Origin of the sequence: Neobacillus sp. WH10, assembly GCF_030123405.1 — a bacterium.
GTDB lineage: Bacteria > Bacillota > Bacilli > Bacillales > Cytobacillaceae > Neobacillus.
Genome location: NZ_CP126110.1, coordinates 4,484,048 through 4,500,952 on the forward strand (window position 1 = coordinate 4,484,048; position 16,905 = coordinate 4,500,952).

Consider the following 16,905-nt stretch of genomic DNA (forward strand, 5'->3'; position numbering starts at 1 on the left):
TTCCTAAGCCGGGCACAATTAATTTCCTTTTGTAACTGAAAAAAATATTTTCCATTTTCCCAGCCATAATTCCTCCCCAAATAGAACAAATTTTCCCATTTAAAAAGCAGATGCAATCTGCATCTGCTTAGGTTAGTTGTTGTTTATCTTTTCAAGCAAATATGGTACGGAATGGAAAGCGTAAATGGTTTCTTTCACAGTGCCGTTTTGAACAAATAATAGGCATGGTACGCTTTCAATTGCTAAATCCTTTGCAAAATCCGGATAATAATTCAAGTTCATTTTTCCCATTTTGACATCTACAAGTTCCTCCACGATTTGCAGCATCCTTGATGCAAGATGACAAGTGCCGCATAGTGGTGTATAAAAATATAACAGCCCGCTTTCATCATGATCGAGGAAAGCAGCCAGATCATCTCGATTCCATTCGTTCATAATCACATTATCCCATTTCTAAAAACTCAGTATGAACATCGATATTCGCCCCTAGGAGAACAGTTGCCAAATGGTGCACTGGTGCAGTTGCAACCTCGCGATACATCCGATCAATATATAAATGTTCAGCCTGTGGAAACTCCCGTTTAAACCGTTTGCGAAGCTTCTCACCGGCAGCATCAGAATCAACAAGAATATAGACATCCTTGTTTTCAAGAAAATCAATCAATTCATCCAATTTGGTGTGACTAATGGTTCCATTTGTACAAATGATTTCAACCGGTTCCTTTACAATACTTTTTACCTTATTTTTATCTGATTTTCCTTCGACAATAAGAACTTTGTCAACATACGAATCATTCATATCCACATCACCTGTAATAGAAGTTGTTTATGTTAACATATTCTAAAATATTGATTACGTGTGCCCTCTTCTTAAAGGAAAAGGGGCGGAGCGCCGCAGAAGCGATATAGTATAAAAAAGTTTTGATGATGACATTTAGACAATAAATGAAATGAAGTTAAGTTTAGCTCTGCTCACACCACCTTTATTAGGTACTACGGATTGTTCTCTGAATTTACTTTCCATAATAATTGATGGCATGGAACTCCCTATTAGTTTTGTATGTTAACTATAGCATTATTGTCATTATAAAAATAGAGTTACGCTCATAGGATACAGCTGTTTTCCCTTACATTTTATTATAGTTTCCCCAATTTTAGTAGAAGGAAAAGTGGGAATTTAAGAGAAAAAGCACCTTCACAAGGTGCTTTCCAAATCAATAATTATTCTTCCTTCGTCATTTCATCGTATTGTTCAGCAGTCATAAGGTTATCTAATTCACTGCTATCAGATAGTTCGATCACAATCATCCATGCCTTTTCATATGGTGATTCATTTACGAATTCGGGACTGTCACTTAAATCTTCGTTTACTTCCACAACCTTACCGCTGACTGGTGCGTAAAGCTCAGAAACAGTTTTAACAGATTCAACACTGCCAAATGGTTCGTCAGCAGTTACTTCATCTCCGACTTCTGGAAGCTCAACGAAAACGATATCCCCTAATTCATGCTGTGCAAAGTCTGTAATCCCAACGCGTACTCTTTCCCCTTCAACCTTTACCCATTCATGTTCTTCTGAATAACGAAATTCTTTTGGTGTGCTCATTAGCTCTAATCCCTCCATAGTTTTTTTAATCTATCATCGAAATATATCGATTTCCGTTAGTAAATTGTGAAGAGTAGGCTTAAAGCCACATTTTCTCATACTCTTCTTCTTTAAAGCCCACAGTGACACGTTCACCATCCGTTAAAATCGGCCTTTTGATCAGCATCCCGTCAGATGTTAGCAAATCAAGCAGTTCATCATCGGTAGCAGATTTCATTTTATCCTTGATCCCTAATTCCCGATATTTTAACCCGCTCGTATTAAAAAATTTCTTTAATTCCAAGCCGCTTTTCTGATAAAACGCCTGCAACTCTTCGCGCGTTGGGGGCTGTTCAACAATATGTACTTCTTCATAAGAAAGCTGATGGGCATCCAACCATTTCTTTGCATTTCGACATGTGCCGCATTTTGGATACCAGTAAAAAGTCAAAGACATTCGTTTCACCACCTATTTACTAAAAAAATGATGTGACCGCGTCAATAGAATATTACCATAACGTTTTTCAAAATCCTAACAAGAGGCCTAAAAAGTTCTCCATAGGAAAAATTCGACTAATTTCGTAAAAGTCCTTCCTTAGTATAATAATTATTTTTCAAAAAAAATAGCTCCCTTCACACTGGAAGGAAGCCCTGATTAATTAAACAATATAGCGTTCAGCTTCAATTAATACATTTGCTGCTTCACGTTTTTTCGCTATTACGTTGAGTGGGGTATGGCGTGTAAATTTACGAAGAGAAGACAACATCATTCGAAGTGTATCGCCTTGTTCAACAGCTACTAAAGTTTCTTTTGCATCTGCTTCAATTTTGTTGAATGCTTCTTGGCAGAAGATTTGCGTATATAGGAGCTTTTGGTTGCTCTTTTCTACGCCTTCTTTTGCAATTGCCTTTTCTGTACGTAAGACAACCGATTCCATTGCATAGACGATAGATGCGATATCCGCGATATTTGCGAGGATTTCCTGCTCTTTTTCAAGAGCCTTGCCATATTTTTGTGCTGCTAATCCTGCTGCCAATAAACCAATCTTCTTCGCATTTTTCACTAGATATTTTTCTTGAGCAAGCGGCTCTTCGCCAGGTTCTTCCGGCATTAACATCATTAATTCTTCTTGAAGCGCCATCGCTTTTTGGAACAGCGGCAGCTCACCTTTGAATGCTTTCTTTAAGAAGGTGCCTGGCACCAATAGACGATTGATTTCATTCGTTCCTTCAAAGATTCGGTTAATACGGGAATCACGATAGGCTCTTTCAATTGGATACTCCTGCATAAAGCCATATCCGCCATGAATTTGCACGCCTTCGTCAACCACATAATCTAACACTTCGCTGGCAAAGAATTTATTAACCGAGCACTCGATCGCATATTCAGCAATCGAATTAGCCACCTTTTTAATATCCTTGGCATCTTCAGTTGAAAGCTGGCCTTGGTTATCTTCATACAATCCAACCGTACGATACACAGAGCTTTCTGCAGCATAAATCTTAGATGCTATTGTGCCGAATTTTTCTTTTGTTAAATTGAATTGAGAAATAGGTGTTTTAAATTGCTGACGGCCATTTGCATATTTAACGGTCATTTCAAAAGCGGATTTAGAACCGCCGACAGCTCCGACTGCTAATTTGTAACGTCCAATGTTTAAGATGTTAAATGCAATAACGTGACCGCGCCCAAATTCACCTAATAAATTTTCTACAGGGACAGGAACATCCTCTAAAATAAGTGTACGTGTCGATGAGCTCTTAATCCCCATTTTCTTCTCTTCAGCGCCAGTGGAAACGCCTGGGAACTCTCTGTCCACGATGAAGGCGGTGAAGTGCTCGCCATCAACTTTTGCATAGACAACAAAGACGTCCGCAAAACCGGCGTTTGTGATCCACTGCTTTTCACCGTTTAGAATATAATGAGTACCTTCAGCGTTTAATTTAGCTGTTGTTCTTGCGCCTAGGGCATCGGAACCTGATCCTGGCTCTGTTAATGCGTAAGCAGCAAGCTTTTCACCTGAGGCAAGAGCAGGTAAATACTTTTTCTTTTGCTCCTCATTACCAAATAAAACGATTGGCAAAGATCCAATCCCAACGTGAGCTCCGTGAGAAAGTGAGAAACCTCCGGCCTTTGACATTTTTTCAGTTAGAAGTGAAGACGTGATTTTATCTAATCCTAAGCCTTCATATTCTTCAGGTACGTCAGCTGCTAAAAGACCAAGTTCACCTGCTTTTTTGAGCAGCTTTACAGTACGATCGAATTCATGTTTTTCTAAATATTCAACCTGTGGAAGAACATCTTTTTCAACGAAGTCTTCAGCTGTCCTAGCAATCATTAAATGCTCTTCTGTAAAATCTTCCGGTGTTAACATATCTTGACAAGAAATATCTTCGATTAAAAAGCTTCCGCCTTTAATATATTTTTTTGTTTCGTTTGTCATTATACTTTCCTCCTAATCTATTTTGTTAAAGCAATTCGAATACGCCGGCAGCACCCATTCCTCCGCCAATACACATCGTTACGACACCAAATTGCTCATTTCTGCGCTTCAATTCATGAATGAGTGAGAGTGTTAATTTTGCTCCGGTACAGCCAAGTGGGTGACCGAGAGCAATCGCACCACCATTTACGTTGACGATTTCTTCATTTAATCCAAGTTCACGGACAACTTGGAGTGACTGAGAAGCAAACGCTTCATTCAATTCGAACAAATTAATATCGGAAAGCTCTAAGCCAGCCAGTTTAACGGCTTTTGGAATAGCAACAACCGGGCCGACTCCCATAATTTCAGGCGGTACGCCGCCGACAGCAAACGATCGGAATTTTGCTAATGGTGTTAAGCCAAGTGATTCTGCCTTTTCACGGTCCATCACCATCACAGCGGCGGCCCCGTCACTTGTTTGCGAGGCATTTCCTGCTGTCACCGAACCTGTTACCGAGAAGGCAGGACGAAGCTTCGCAAGTGCTTCAAGGTTTGTATCTGGACGAACTCCTTCGTCTTGTGAAAATTGGATTGTTTTTTCAACTAGTTTATTGTCATTTCCAACCGTACGAATCGTCACATCTACTGGGACAATTTCATCAACAAATTTCCCCTCTGCAATCGCTTTGGCGGCACGCTGATGACTTCTGACCGCAAAGGCATCCTGATCTTCTCGGGCTATGCCATACTTTTGCGCTACCTGCTCTGCAGTATGACCCATTCCCATATAATATTGCGGTGCCGTTTCGGCTAGTTTGATATTCGGACGAACAACATGGCCCATCATTGGGATCATGCTCATCGATTCCGTTCCGCCCGCAATCGCTGTATCTGTGTGTCCAAGCATGATTCCTTGCGCAGCATAGGCGATGGCCTGTAAGCCTGACGAACAGAAACGATTTATGGTGATAGCAGGGACTGTATATGGAAGTCCTGCTAACGCTCCGATGTTTCGTGCCACGTTATTTCCTTGTTCTGCTTCCGGCATCGCACAGCCCATAATTAAATCATCAATATTTCCTTCATAATTTCCAGCACGCTTTAATGTTTCTTTTACAACCAACGCTCCCAAGTCATCGGGGCGAACATGGGCAAGCGTTCCTTTCTTTGCCTTACCAACCGGGGTGCGAGCTCCGGCAACGATTACCGCTTCTCTCATGCAAGTTCCCTCGCTTTCTTTCAAATTATCTATCTATTTTTACGAAATGGGCCCAAATTATTGAGCCCTATATCAGTTTCTTAACGGTTTTCCCTTCACAAGCATATGCTGCATGCGCTGCTGTGATTTTGGCTCTGCAATCAGGCTTAAGAAAGCCTCTCTTTCTAGATCTAATAAATATTGCTCATCTACTTCCGTTCCAAATGGCACTTTACCGCCGGCAATCACATAGGCAATTTTCTTGGCAATTTTCAAGTCATGCTCAGAAATATAGCCAGATAAACGCATTGCTTCTGCACCAAGCAGCAACGTCGCATACCCAGTTTCACCAACTACCGGAACCTTTCTGCGCACTTTTGGCATATAGCCTTGTTCATATAGGCTAAGTACGGCTTGTTTCGCTTCATAAATCAGATGGTCGCTATTGATGCTAATTCCATCAGATGAATCTAAGAAATTATTTTCCCGTGCTTCTTCCGCGGATGTAGAGACCTTCGCCATCGCAATCGTTTCAAACACTTTGTTGGCAACATTTTGCAAGTCAAATGGAACACCGTTTGGAAGGTTTTCTAAGTGCTTCATGTAAAGCTCTTTGTTACCTCCTCCGCCCGGCAGCAGTCCGACCCCCACTTCAACAAGCCCCATATATGTTTCAGCTGACGCTTGAATATGTGCTGCAGGAAGGCAAACCTCTGCACCTCCGCCAAGTGTCATCCCAAATGGTGCAGCGACAACAGGCTTAGAGCTGTATTTCACTTTCAACAAGGCGCTATGCAGGTGGCGAACAATCATATCAAGCTCATAAATATTGTCATCTTGTACTTCCATTAACATCATCGCAAGGTTTGCACCAACACAGAAGTTCTTTCCTTGGTTACCGATGACAAGACCCTTATAATTTTTCTCTACTTCATCAACAGCAAAATTAATCAACTGGACGATATCGAGGCCAATCGCGTTGTTAGGTGAATGGAATTCTAGGAGTGCAACACCGTCGCCAAGATCAATTAAACTTGCGCCGCTGTTCTTTTTAATTACACCTTTTTGTTTCTTGATTTTTTTAAGGTCAATCGCCTTTGGATTGTATTCCACTAGTCTATATTGGCCATTATGATAAAAGAACAGCTCGCCATTTTCTTCTAAATAGAAAGAAGAATTTCCTTTTTCCAACATTTCAGTAACCCATGCAGGAACTTCCACACCGGATTCTTTCATCTTTTGAACAGATTTTTCAACACCAATGGCATCCCATGCTTCAAATGGACCCATTTCCCAGCCAAAGCCCCATTTCATTGCGCGGTCAATCGCAACGATATCGTCAGCAATTTCACCTAATAGCTGTGCAGAATAGACAAAAGATGCAGTGAAGGTATTCCATAAAAATTGTCCGGCTCGATCATTCGCATAGACAAGCGCTTTCAATTTATTCGCTGTGCCTTTTTCCTGCTTAGCTAATTCGACTGCAGGTGTAGACAGTTTTTTTCGAGGTCCATATTCTAATGTATTGGGATCCAGTTCAAGAATTTCTTTTCCTTTTTTCAAGAAGAACCCTTGTCCGGACTTACTTCCAAGCCAGCCTTTTTCAATCATCGCTTTTAAAAAGGCAGGGACTTCAAACACTTCTTTCTCTTTCCCGCTCACTTGTTCGTACACGTTACCAGCAACATGATAGAACGTATCCAATCCAACCACATCAAGGGTACGGAAGGTGGCACTTTTTGCCCGGCCAATTAATGGTCCTGTGATGGAATCGACTTCGCCAACACTTAAGCCTGCTTTTAGCATCTCTTGAACAGTGACAAGGAGGCCATACGTACCAATCCGATTTGCAATAAAGTTTGGTGTATCCTTAGCGACAACAACGCCTTTTCCTAACACATCCTCACCAAAGGTTTTCAAGAAGGAGAGAACTTCCGGTTCAGTGTATTGGGTCGGAATTACTTCTAATAATTTAAGGTAGCGCGGCGGGTTAAAGAAATGTGTTCCAAGGAAATGCTTTTTGAAATCATCGGAGCGGTTCTCCACCATCGCTTCTACGGAAATTCCAGAAGTGTTAGAGCTGATAATACTACCTGGCTTACGGTATTGGTCAACCTGTTCAAAAACCTGCTTCTTAACGCCTAGGTTTTCCACAACTACTTCGATTACCCAGTCAACATCTTTTAGTTTCACTAAATCGTCTTCCAGATTCCCTGCTTCAATGAGATCAAGGTTCTTTTTAGCTGTCAGTGGAGCCGGCTTTTGCTTCAATAATTTCTGAATGCTTGTTGCACTGATACGATTACGTACTTGTTTGTCAGCTAATGACAATCCCTTTGCTTCTTCTTCTTTCGTTAACTCTCGTGGCACAATATCCAACAATAGTGTCGGAATGCCGATATTTGCTAGGTGGGCAGCAATTCCTGAGCCCATAACTCCAGATCCTAGGACAGCTGCTCTTTTTATCACTTGGTTCAACATTGTCTCCCCCTTCAAACTTTGAATGAACACTCATTCATTTTTTTGTCAAAAAAATTTATTTTTGAATGAGTTCTGCTACTATTTACTATAAAATATTTCGAAAATTTGTGCAATCTATAAACGCGGAAAATTGAAATTTTTTTGAACTTTTATTTTTGGTAAAATTATTCTTCCCGTTTGGGCATGCTATTTCCTGAGGTGATATTGATGGCGAGAATGAAAAAGAATCCTTCAAAAGCAGGTGTTAGTGCCGCTAGTGTGAAGGGCAATGGCGGGCCAGGCAACGAAGAAGCTCACTTGGATAAAAAAAACAGCCAGAATAATCAATACAAGAGGTAGTAAGAAAAGTGGAAGCGCAACTTTTACGGTGTATAGACTGAACGATAGGGATACAACGTTGACTTTTCGCAGGTAGAAGATCGAAGTTATCTCACCGCTGTGCAATGGAGCTAGACAAGAATCAGGCTAATTTGTTCAGCCTGATTCCTGTTTTTGTATAAAAGTTTCATTGGGAGAAACCATAATGCCATAAAGATATCTTGAAATAGGAGGGTACACTATGCAGCAGCAAAGTATGAATATGCCAAATATGAACATGCAGCAGCCCCCAGGAGTGATTTCGACAAAGGATTCGCTTTATTTAACCGACATGATGTCGTGGAATTTACTGTCTGCCAAGAAAGCGCATTTCTTTGCCCAGCAGTGCCAGGATCCTGAAATAAAAGCAGAAGCAGAAAAGTGCGGACAAATGCATCAGCGTCATTACCAGCAGCTTCTTCAACACTTAGGCCAGCATGCGAATCAGCAACAGCCGCTAAACAATATGCAGTAGGAACGAAAAGCGGAAGCGCCTTGCCCAGGGGCGATATAGGAAGAATTATCGATTGGCAAGCGGAACGAAGCCAGAGATTAGTCTCCCTTAATGCGTACGATAGTAGCCAGGCATAAGACGAGCAGGCGAGAAGGTTGCTCTTTAACCTTCTTTGACTGCTTGGCTGTAGACCTAAGAGCCCCTAGGTGCTGGAGCTAGACAATAAAGGAGGTATTTTCAATGAACCAAAATCAACAAAAGATTCAAAACACGGAAACACAGGTACCTAAAACCCCGCAAATGAATGATCGCGATTTCATCACTGATTTACTAACAACAGAAAAATATCTGACCACCTCTTATAGCATGGCGCTGCATGAAGCAAGCCACCAAGGGCTATATCAAGACATTATGAAGATTTTTACCGAAACGGAACAATGCCAGCGTGACATTTATGACCTAATGTTTAGAAAGGGCTGGTACGCAATTGAAGCAGCCGACCAACTAAAATTGCAGCAATCCTATCAGCAGTTTCAGGGATATACTAATCAATTTCCGACAGGCGGGACACTTCAATAAGACAAAAGCCAGGAGGATTTCTATAAAGGGTTATATGTAGTGTAGGGTGCCCAAAAATAAAACACGAAGGAAATCTTTGGTCAATTTACAAGTTTTCAATTACTCAATTCAAAGGACATTACACATTTAGTTTTGTCCCAGATGAGTTTTGGCCTTCATTGACCTTGTGAAGAACATTTTTCCAGTTTTCTTGATTGGTTTTGGCCTTCATTGACCTTGTGAAGGCCATTTCTATAGTTTTCTTGATGGGTTTTGGCCTTCATTGACCTTATAAAGGCCATTTCTATAGTTTTCTTGATGGGTTTTGGCCTTCATTGACCTTGTGAAGGCCATTTCTATAGTTTTCTTGATAAGTTTTGGCCTTCATTGACCTTGTGAAGGCCATTTCTATAGTTTTCTTGATGGGTTTTGGCTTTCATTGATTAAGTCCGTATAATTGTGTAAAAAGAAAAGGAGTCAAATTAATACCTCTTGTCTACAATGTTAACAGCGACGAAAACAATGAGGAGGAATTAATTTTGACTCAACTTCAGTTTAACCTAAATATTGACGATTTAAAAGATTCTGTAATGAATTCTGATATTGACGCAGTTATCAAAGCATCTATAGTCCTTGTATTAAATTCAGTGATGGAAAAAGAACGTGATGATTATTTACATGCTGGAACTTACGAACGTACAACGGACCGTCGGGACTACCGAAATGGCTACTATGAGCGAGAGCTGCTTTTAAGTATTGGTAAAGTAACCTTGAAAGTACCCCGTACACGTAACGGAGAGTTCTCACCTTCTGTATTTGAAAGATATTCCCGGTGTGACCAAGCATTTGTTCTTTCAATGCTCGAAATGGTGGTGAACGGGGTATCCACTCGAAAGGTGAAAAATATAGTACAACAATTATGTGGTGAGAGCGTTTCAAAATCATTTGTTTCTTCCCTAACAGAAAAGCTCGATCCAATTGTTAACACATGGGCAAATAGGCCTCTAAATACAACATACTATCCCTACATTTTTGCGGATGCCATGTATATCAAAGTAAGGGAACATCACCATGTAGTGTCTAAGGCCGTTTATATTGCAACTGCGATTAATGAACATAATGGGCGGGAAATCCTCGGTTTAAAAGTAGACCACTCTGAAAGCTTTGAGGCCTGGCAAAGATTTTTTCAGTACTTACAATCACGCGGTCTACAATCACCTAAATTGATCATATCAGATGCACATAAGGGCTTAAAAAAGGCTATTGCCGAAGAATTTGTGGGGACTACTTGGCAACGCTGCACAGTACATTTTAAACGCAATATCTTTAATCAATTGCCCAAAAAAGACGTGGATGAGGTGAAAATAGGCTTAAAAAGAATGTTTGAGGCTGTAAAAATTGAGGATGCGAGGAATTTCAAAGAGGAGTTTCTAAAGAGTTTTGGAGAAAATCCAAAATTAACAAAAGCAATAGAAACATTGGAAGATGGCTTCGAAGATGCCATTCAATATTTAAACCACCCTTCGAAATATCACAAATATATTCGTAGTACAAATTCATTGGAACGATTGAATCAAGAAGTTAGAAGAAGGGAAAAAGTTATACGAATTTTTCCCAATACACAATCAGCGTTCAGATTAATAGGGGCAGTTTTAATGGACATTGGAGATGAACAAGCAAATAAAAAAATAGCAGTATGAAAAAAGTAATCATGAAATTTTGATAGGTTCGAAGGGAGAACAAGTTGGACCCCCCCCCTTTACCTACTTATAGAAAGCAGAAGAAAATTAGTGTTAAGGTATGGAGGATGGCCTAATTTCGAATTGACATTGAGCCTCCGCGGGCATGATGTAAAGCCAGGAAGCCAGGAGTTTAGCAACCCCTGTCTTGCCCTCCAGGCTATCATGCCCGCCCCTCAATGTAAATTCGAAATAAGTGTACTCCACTTATCATAATTTTAAGCATGTCGATATTTCATTGTAGACACTTTTACACAATATTCTGGACTTGACTCTTTCATTGACCTTATGAAGGCCATTTCTATACTTTTCTTGATGGGTTTTGGCTTTCATTGACCTTATGAAGGCCATTTCTATAGTTTTCTTGATGGGTTTTGGCCTTCATTTACTTTATGAAGGCCATTTCTATACTTTTCTTGATATGTTTTGGCCTTCATTGACCTTATAAAGGCCTTTTCTATAGTTTTCTTGATGGGTTTTGGCTTTCATTGACCTTATGAAGGCCATTTCGATAGTTTTCTTGATAGGTTTGGCCTTCATTGACTTTATGAAGGACTGGATGGTTCCTGAAAAGTTCTGAGATCTGAGATGTAAGCTGTTCTGTTATGCTTTAGACCTTAGTCGTAAACCCGTTAAGAATTCCTACGCATTTTCTAGGTAAAAATAAACCTTACTTCTGTATTGATTTCCGATACTGCTCATTCAATTGTTTAACTTCATGAACGATTTGCTTCATTTCTTCCCTTGCCTCAGGGTATAGTGCATTCCAATGGTTGATTAATGACGGCATCGACTTAGCGATATGAGAGTACAACGCCCAAGCCTTCACTTTTTCCTTTGTTTCCTCGTTGCATTCACCAACCAATAGTTCACTGTATTTTTCAAGTAAAGCTTCGAACTGCTTCGCAAATACTTTCTCCATCGTGACACCTTCCATCATTACCTAAATGAGTACATGGACATGTTTTGCAGCGCTTACCTGCCGGGAGCTGATAGGAAAAGCAGCATGTTCTTCTAATTCTTACCTCTTCATCGCGTTCTTTCAAATACGTCTTATCAGTAAAGTATTTTTGCAGCGGGTTTAGGTTATAGGCACCAAATATTTGTCCTTCTGCTTCTAAAATTAAATAGCGAAAATCGTCCTTACTGTTAGCATTGTCGCTATCTTTCAGTTCACTTTCATATAGCCAAAATAAATATACAGCAATATTTTCCCACAGAATCAACTTAGAAATACCGACTGTTTTTTCCAGTTGAGAAATCATTGGGTAAATGTTATTTGCAAAAAGATCTTTTAGAACACTTTTGCGCCATTCTGGACGATTCTCATTAGAACCCAAGCTTTGCACTTCGGCATCCTTTAAAGAAAAGGAAGGAAGCCAATCTTTCCCTTGTTCGGCTGGCTCCATTTTTACATTATCCAACGATACATGAAGCTTTTTATTCAAAGCGGTCATCGCATAGAGCGACATCACCGCTAAAAAGGCATACCGTTTGATAAAAATCGATGCGGCAACTTTTTCTGTAGGGGCACCAATCGCAAGGGTTAAATTTTTCAAAAAGGCCTTAAGGAACGATTCATCCAATAGATCCCCGAGACTAATTGAATGTTCCAAGCTGGTATTGAACCTGAACTTTTTTAATTGAATCCTTTCCTGTTCTGTCAGCATACTAGCCATTCATCGCCACCGCCTGATTAAGGATACATCTTCCTTTGCCATAAGGAATGCAAAGTGGTGTCCCAAATAGTGGGTCCATTGTCACCTCACAGTCCATACCAAACACATTTTTGACAAGACTGCAGTTGATGATATGCTCTGGCTTCCCTTGAGCAAATACCTTCTTGTCCTTAATGGCAACCACATTATGAGCATAACGGCATGCAAGATTGAGATCGTGAAGTACCATGACAACCGTCCGTTTTTTCTTTTCATTTAATTCAAAAAGCAAATCGAGTATTTCAATTTGATGAGTCATATCTAGGTATGTTGTTGGTTCATCTAAAAGGATAATATCAGTGTCCTGTGCCAAGGTCATTGCAATCCATGCCCTTTGTCTTTGCCCACCAGAGAGAGAATCAACCGTTCTCTCTTTTAACTCATCCAAACGAGTAGCTTTTAAAGCATCATTGACCTTTTTCTCGTCTTCCTCTGACCATTGCTTTAACCACGATTGATGTGGATAACGCCCTTGTTTGACGAGTTGGAGAACGGTTATCCCTTCCGGAGCAGTTGGTGACTGGGGCAGAATTGCCATCTTTTTCGCAATTTCCTTTGTTGAAAGTTTGGCAATCGCCTTTCCTTCGAGCAAAACGCCCCCGGACTTCGGCTTTAGGAGGCGGGCGATGGAACGAAGGAGAGTGGATTTTCCACAGCCATTTCCCCCGATAAAAACAGTAATTTCACCCTTTGGAATTTTCAAATCCAACTCATTAATAATGAGCGTCTCTCCGTAGGAAAGGGATAAATTTTTCGTTTCAATCGCATTCATCATCTTGCCAGCTCCTTTTTGCCATTTATCTAGACAGCAGGCACGAAATTACATTCACCTGCATTTTTTCTTTTTAAGCGTTTCTTGTTTTAAAAAGTAAGTAAATAAAGTATGGTGCACCGATTCCGGCAGTAAACACTCCGGCAGGTACTTCTAACGGTGAAAACATCGTCCGGCCGATTAAATCAGCAACCATGACCAGGATGCCTCCCAGCAGTGCTGATGTCGGCAGCAGCGCGCCAAAGGACGATCCTACTAGCCTTCTTGCCATATGAGGTGCCATTAATCCGACAAAGCCAATGCCACCGGCAAAAGCGACCGAGCTGCCAATCAAGGCGGTGCTGATCATCAATAGTAGAAAACGTTGTTTTTGTATCTTGCCGCCTAAACCGGTGGCAACTTCATCGCCAAGCTCTTGAATATTTATCGTTCTTGCTGCCACGATGGCAATGATGAGAAAAATAACGGTCCACGGTACGAGCGTTGCTACGTTTTTCCAATTAGAACCATAAACTGTACCAGTAATCCATATATTCGCTTGGCTCGCCTGATAAATTGGCCCCATGACCATCATTAATGTTGTTAATGCCTGCATCAAGGTGGAAATCCCAATACCAATCAACACGAGTCGAATTGGCGAAACACCATTTTTCCATGCAAGGAAGTACACTAAGAAAGCTACAACCCCTGCACCTAAAAAAGCAGCTAACGGTAACCAGGCGATGCTGACGGTTAAGGCATTATTTGAATCACTAAAGAAAGCTAAAAAACCAACAACAGCCACCGATGCGCCGCCGGTAATCCCAAGGACATCCGGTGAGGCGAGCGGATTTCGAATCATTCCTTGTAATATCCCGCCCGCTACAGCTAATGACATTCCAACCATTAAGGCGATGATAATTCTTGGCAGACGGAAGGATGTAATAATCAGCTTTTCCATCTCCGGGCCGCCGCCAAATAAAACTTTTACCACGGTGAGCGGGTTAATTTTCATATCTCCTATACCAGTACTAAGAACAAACACCATGAATGTGACAAGGAGCAGGATGGTAAAAATAAATGCAGCTTTTCGATCGATTAAAAAGGACAGTTTCCCCTTAAAAAGACGGAAATTTTTATATTTGCTCATCGGCCATTAAACCCCCTTCTCGCAATGTAAATAAAGAATGGAGTTCCAATAATGGCCGTCATGACACCGACAGGTACTTCTGAAGGCATTAATATATATCTTGCGGCGATATCTGCTGCAAGTAACAGGATAGCACCAAGAACACCAGATAACGGAATGACCCAGCGATGATCAATCCCAATGATAGACCTTGTAATATGGGGGACTACAATCCCGACAAAGCCAATTGGCCCTGCCACTGCTACGGAACCCCCGGCTAATAAAATAACAATGATACCAATGGCTATTTTAACAAGACCGGTATTTAGCCCCAGTCCTTTCGCGACATCTTCCCCCATGGACAGGATATTCATTTTTCCAGCAATCAGAACGGCACCAACCCAGCCAAGCCCGATGAATGGTAAAACCGAAATGAGCGTCTCCAGCTTCCGGCCTTGAACAGACCCAGCTAGCCAAAACAGAACTTGCTCGAGTGCGGCTTCATCCACAACTAGTAGTCCTTGAGTGAATGAAGAAAACATCGCTCCTATTGCAGCACCTGCTAATGTGAGTTTCATCGGTGTTAAACCTTCTCTTCCGAAAGAACCAATTCCATATACGCTGACGGCAGCGACTGCAGCTCCTAAGAAGGCAAGACCATTGAAGGCTTGTAAATTATTAACCGAAAATAAAGTTACTGCAGTTACAACTGCAAAACCTGCGCCAGCATTGATCCCGAAGATTCCGGGAGATGCAAGAGGATTTTTCGTCAAGGTCTGCATGAGTACCCCTGCAATTGCCAGGCTTGCCCCTACCGCCGACGCTATTAAGGCTCTGGGAAGCCTTACAGTTTGAATAATAATATGTTCGTTTGAGCCATTATAATGCGTAAAAGCATCGATTGCCGTCCGCCAGCTCGTATCTGTATAGCCAAAAATGACACTCGCACACATTAGCAGCAGCATAACTAATACGGCGATAATAATTCCGATCCATTTTGATGATGTATTTTTTAACAGCATGTGATTGAAACCCTTCTAACTTCTTTTAGTTCTATAAATTTAGTCTATCTCTAATTGATAACTATTGTCAATGAATTTGAGAATCATTTTCAACTGTATCTATTGCTGTTCACTAATTCGTAAAATTATTATTTTAGTTCACAAAATCATAGCGTTTCTATTTATAGTTGATATTGTTCACTAATTCGTAAATGATTTTGAAAATCATTTTCAATTAATGATTGACAGCCTCCTTCTTTTCATTTTATGATAAGGATGTCATTGAAAATGATTATCATTTACAACCATTAAGGAGGATACATACAAAAATGAAAGCAATAAAAACTCTACTCTCTCTCTTCTCCATCATGGCAATTTTCTTATTAGCTGGTTGCGGCGGTACAGAGGAGAAAACAACTGACAAGAAAGAAGCGCCAAAAGCAACGGAAGAAAAATCGTATACCGTTGAACATGCGATGGGATCTACAACTATTAAGGGTACCCCAAAAAGAGTCGTAATTCTTACGAATGAAGGAATTGAAGCACTTTTAGCAATGGGAGTCACTCCTGTCGGTGCGGTTAAACCTGCTGCAGGTGACACATGGTATGACCATATTGCCGATAAAATGAAAGACGTAAAAGTTGTTGGTATGGAAAGTGAAGTAAATGTGGAAGCGATCGCTGCCCTAAAACCTGATTTGATTATTGGCAATAAAATGCGTCAGGAAAAGATTTACGAACAATTAAGTGCGATTGCTCCAACCGTATTTGCAGAAACTCTTCGCGGCGACTGGAAGGAAAACTTCAATTTATATGCAAAAGCACTTAATAAGGTAGATAAAGGTAATGAAGTTATTCAAAAATATGATACCCGCATTGCTGATATCAAAGAAAAGCTTGGCGACAAAAAGAATATGAAAGTCTCTATGGTCCGCTTTATGGGTGGCGAGGTTCGTATTTATCATAAGGATACATTCTCAGGTGTTATTTTAAATGACCTTGGCTTTGCCCGCCCGGAAAGTCAAAATGTGGATGATTTTGCTGAAAGAAATGTTACAAAAGAACGAATTCCAGCTATGGATGGAGACATCCTATTCTATTTCACTTACGAAACTGGTGACGGCAAAAGCTCTGAATTGGAAAAAGAATGGATAAACGACCCTCTATTCAAAAACCTTGAAGTAGCTAAGAAAGGTGAAGTTCACAAGGTGAGCGATACGATTTGGAATACTGCCGGCGGCGTACTGGCTGCAAACCTGATGCTTGATGATATTGAAAAGATCTTTTTGAAATAATAAAATTTGTGATAAGGACCGCCTGCGTGTCAGGTGGTCCTTGTTAATTATTCCGCCGATTTGGTGTGTATTTCCGCCGATTGCCGGATTTATTCCGCGAGTTTGAAGCTTATTTCCGCGTACTTTCGAATTAATCCCGCCAATTTTTGCATTTTTTCCGCCGATTCCATTCAAAATTACCTTTTTTATTATAATTTCTAACCCAAAGTTCGTT

General features: G+C 40.7%; 17 protein-coding genes. 5 read left to right on the plus strand and 12 right to left on the minus strand.

What is annotated here, in order from left to right; translation table 11 throughout:
• Positions 1 to 132: 132 nt before the first annotated feature.
• The 7 genes from QNH20_RS21995 to QNH20_RS22025 all read right to left on the minus strand — a co-directional run bounded on the left by QNH20_RS21995 (position 133) and on the right by QNH20_RS22025 (position 7,689).
• Positions 133 to 435: a thioredoxin family protein gene (locus QNH20_RS21995; protein ID WP_283920068.1), complete on the minus strand. Its 303-nt coding sequence runs from the start codon at positions 433 to 435 to the stop codon at positions 133 to 135.
• Between the two features lie 7 nt (positions 436 to 442).
• Positions 443 to 799, minus strand: coding sequence for a toprim domain-containing protein (locus QNH20_RS22000; RefSeq protein WP_283920069.1), 357 nt, complete (start codon positions 797 to 799; stop codon positions 443 to 445).
• A 422-nt stretch (positions 800 to 1,221) separates the two neighbouring features.
• Positions 1,222 to 1,605 (minus strand): glycine cleavage system protein GcvH, encoded by a 384-nt coding sequence (gcvH, locus tag QNH20_RS22005; protein WP_283920070.1) that lies wholly within the window; start codon positions 1,603 to 1,605, stop codon positions 1,222 to 1,224.
• 79 nt (positions 1,606 to 1,684) lie between these two features.
• Positions 1,685 to 2,041, minus strand: a complete 357-nt coding sequence (locus QNH20_RS22010; RefSeq protein WP_283920071.1) for an arsenate reductase family protein — start codon at positions 2,039 to 2,041, stop codon at positions 1,685 to 1,687.
• A 202-nt stretch (positions 2,042 to 2,243) separates the two neighbouring features.
• Positions 2,244 to 4,028, minus strand: a complete 1,785-nt coding sequence (locus tag QNH20_RS22015) for an acyl-CoA dehydrogenase FadE (RefSeq protein ID WP_283920072.1) — start codon at positions 4,026 to 4,028, stop codon at positions 2,244 to 2,246.
• 25 nt (positions 4,029 to 4,053) lie between these two features.
• Positions 4,054 to 5,229 (minus strand): acetyl-CoA C-acetyltransferase, encoded by a 1,176-nt coding sequence (locus QNH20_RS22020; protein ID WP_283920073.1) that lies wholly within the window; start codon positions 5,227 to 5,229, stop codon positions 4,054 to 4,056.
• Positions 5,230 to 5,301: 72 nt separating this feature from the next.
• Positions 5,302 to 7,689: a 3-hydroxyacyl-CoA dehydrogenase/enoyl-CoA hydratase family protein gene (locus QNH20_RS22025; protein WP_283920074.1), complete on the minus strand. Its 2,388-nt coding sequence runs from the start codon at positions 7,687 to 7,689 to the stop codon at positions 5,302 to 5,304.
• A gap of 207 nt (positions 7,690 to 7,896) precedes the next feature.
• Here QNH20_RS22025 and QNH20_RS22030 point away from each other — a divergent pair, with 207 nt between their 5' ends.
• From QNH20_RS22030 to QNH20_RS22045, 4 genes are all read left to right on the plus strand, one after another.
• Positions 7,897 to 8,028: a YuzL family protein gene (locus QNH20_RS22030; protein ID WP_283920075.1), complete on the plus strand. Its 132-nt coding sequence runs from the start codon at positions 7,897 to 7,899 to the stop codon at positions 8,026 to 8,028.
• A 220-nt stretch (positions 8,029 to 8,248) separates the two neighbouring features.
• Positions 8,249 to 8,521: a hypothetical protein gene (locus QNH20_RS22035; protein WP_283920076.1), complete on the plus strand. Its 273-nt coding sequence runs from the start codon at positions 8,249 to 8,251 to the stop codon at positions 8,519 to 8,521.
• Between the two features lie 219 nt (positions 8,522 to 8,740).
• Complete coding sequence (locus QNH20_RS22040) at positions 8,741 to 9,079, plus strand: spore coat protein (protein WP_283920077.1); 339 nt, start codon at positions 8,741 to 8,743, stop codon at positions 9,077 to 9,079.
• Positions 9,080 to 9,597: 518 nt separating this feature from the next.
• Positions 9,598 to 10,758: an IS256 family transposase gene (locus QNH20_RS22045; RefSeq protein WP_283918941.1), complete on the plus strand. Its 1,161-nt coding sequence runs from the start codon at positions 9,598 to 9,600 to the stop codon at positions 10,756 to 10,758.
• A gap of 709 nt (positions 10,759 to 11,467) precedes the next feature.
• Here QNH20_RS22045 and QNH20_RS22050 read toward each other — a convergent pair.
• The 5 genes from QNH20_RS22050 to QNH20_RS22070 form a co-directional block, all read right to left on the minus strand.
• Positions 11,468 to 11,719, minus strand: coding sequence for a DUF2573 family protein (locus QNH20_RS22050; protein WP_283920078.1), 252 nt, complete (start codon positions 11,717 to 11,719; stop codon positions 11,468 to 11,470).
• Positions 11,679 to 12,476, minus strand: coding sequence for a siderophore-iron reductase FhuF (fhuF, locus tag QNH20_RS22055; protein ID WP_283920079.1), 798 nt, complete (start codon positions 12,474 to 12,476; stop codon positions 11,679 to 11,681). Before fhuF ends, QNH20_RS22050 begins: the two co-directional genes overlap by 41 nt.
• Positions 12,469 to 13,287, minus strand: a complete 819-nt coding sequence (locus QNH20_RS22060) for an ABC transporter ATP-binding protein (protein ID WP_283923475.1) — start codon at positions 13,285 to 13,287, stop codon at positions 12,469 to 12,471. The genes fhuF and QNH20_RS22060 overlap by 8 nt, the downstream gene beginning before the upstream one ends.
• 73 nt (positions 13,288 to 13,360) lie before the next feature.
• Positions 13,361 to 14,416 (minus strand): FecCD family ABC transporter permease, encoded by a 1,056-nt coding sequence (locus tag QNH20_RS22065; protein ID WP_283920080.1) that lies wholly within the window; start codon positions 14,414 to 14,416, stop codon positions 13,361 to 13,363.
• Entirely contained in the window at positions 14,413 to 15,417 is a 1,005-nt protein-coding gene (locus QNH20_RS22070; protein ID WP_283920081.1) for a FecCD family ABC transporter permease, read from the minus strand. The genes QNH20_RS22065 and QNH20_RS22070 overlap by 4 nt, the downstream gene beginning before the upstream one ends.
• A gap of 308 nt (positions 15,418 to 15,725) precedes the next feature.
• Here QNH20_RS22070 and QNH20_RS22075 point away from each other — a divergent pair, with 308 nt between their 5' ends.
• Positions 15,726 to 16,691, plus strand: coding sequence for an ABC transporter substrate-binding protein (locus QNH20_RS22075; RefSeq protein ID WP_283920082.1), 966 nt, complete (start codon positions 15,726 to 15,728; stop codon positions 16,689 to 16,691).
• Positions 16,692 to 16,905 lie beyond the last annotated feature (214 nt).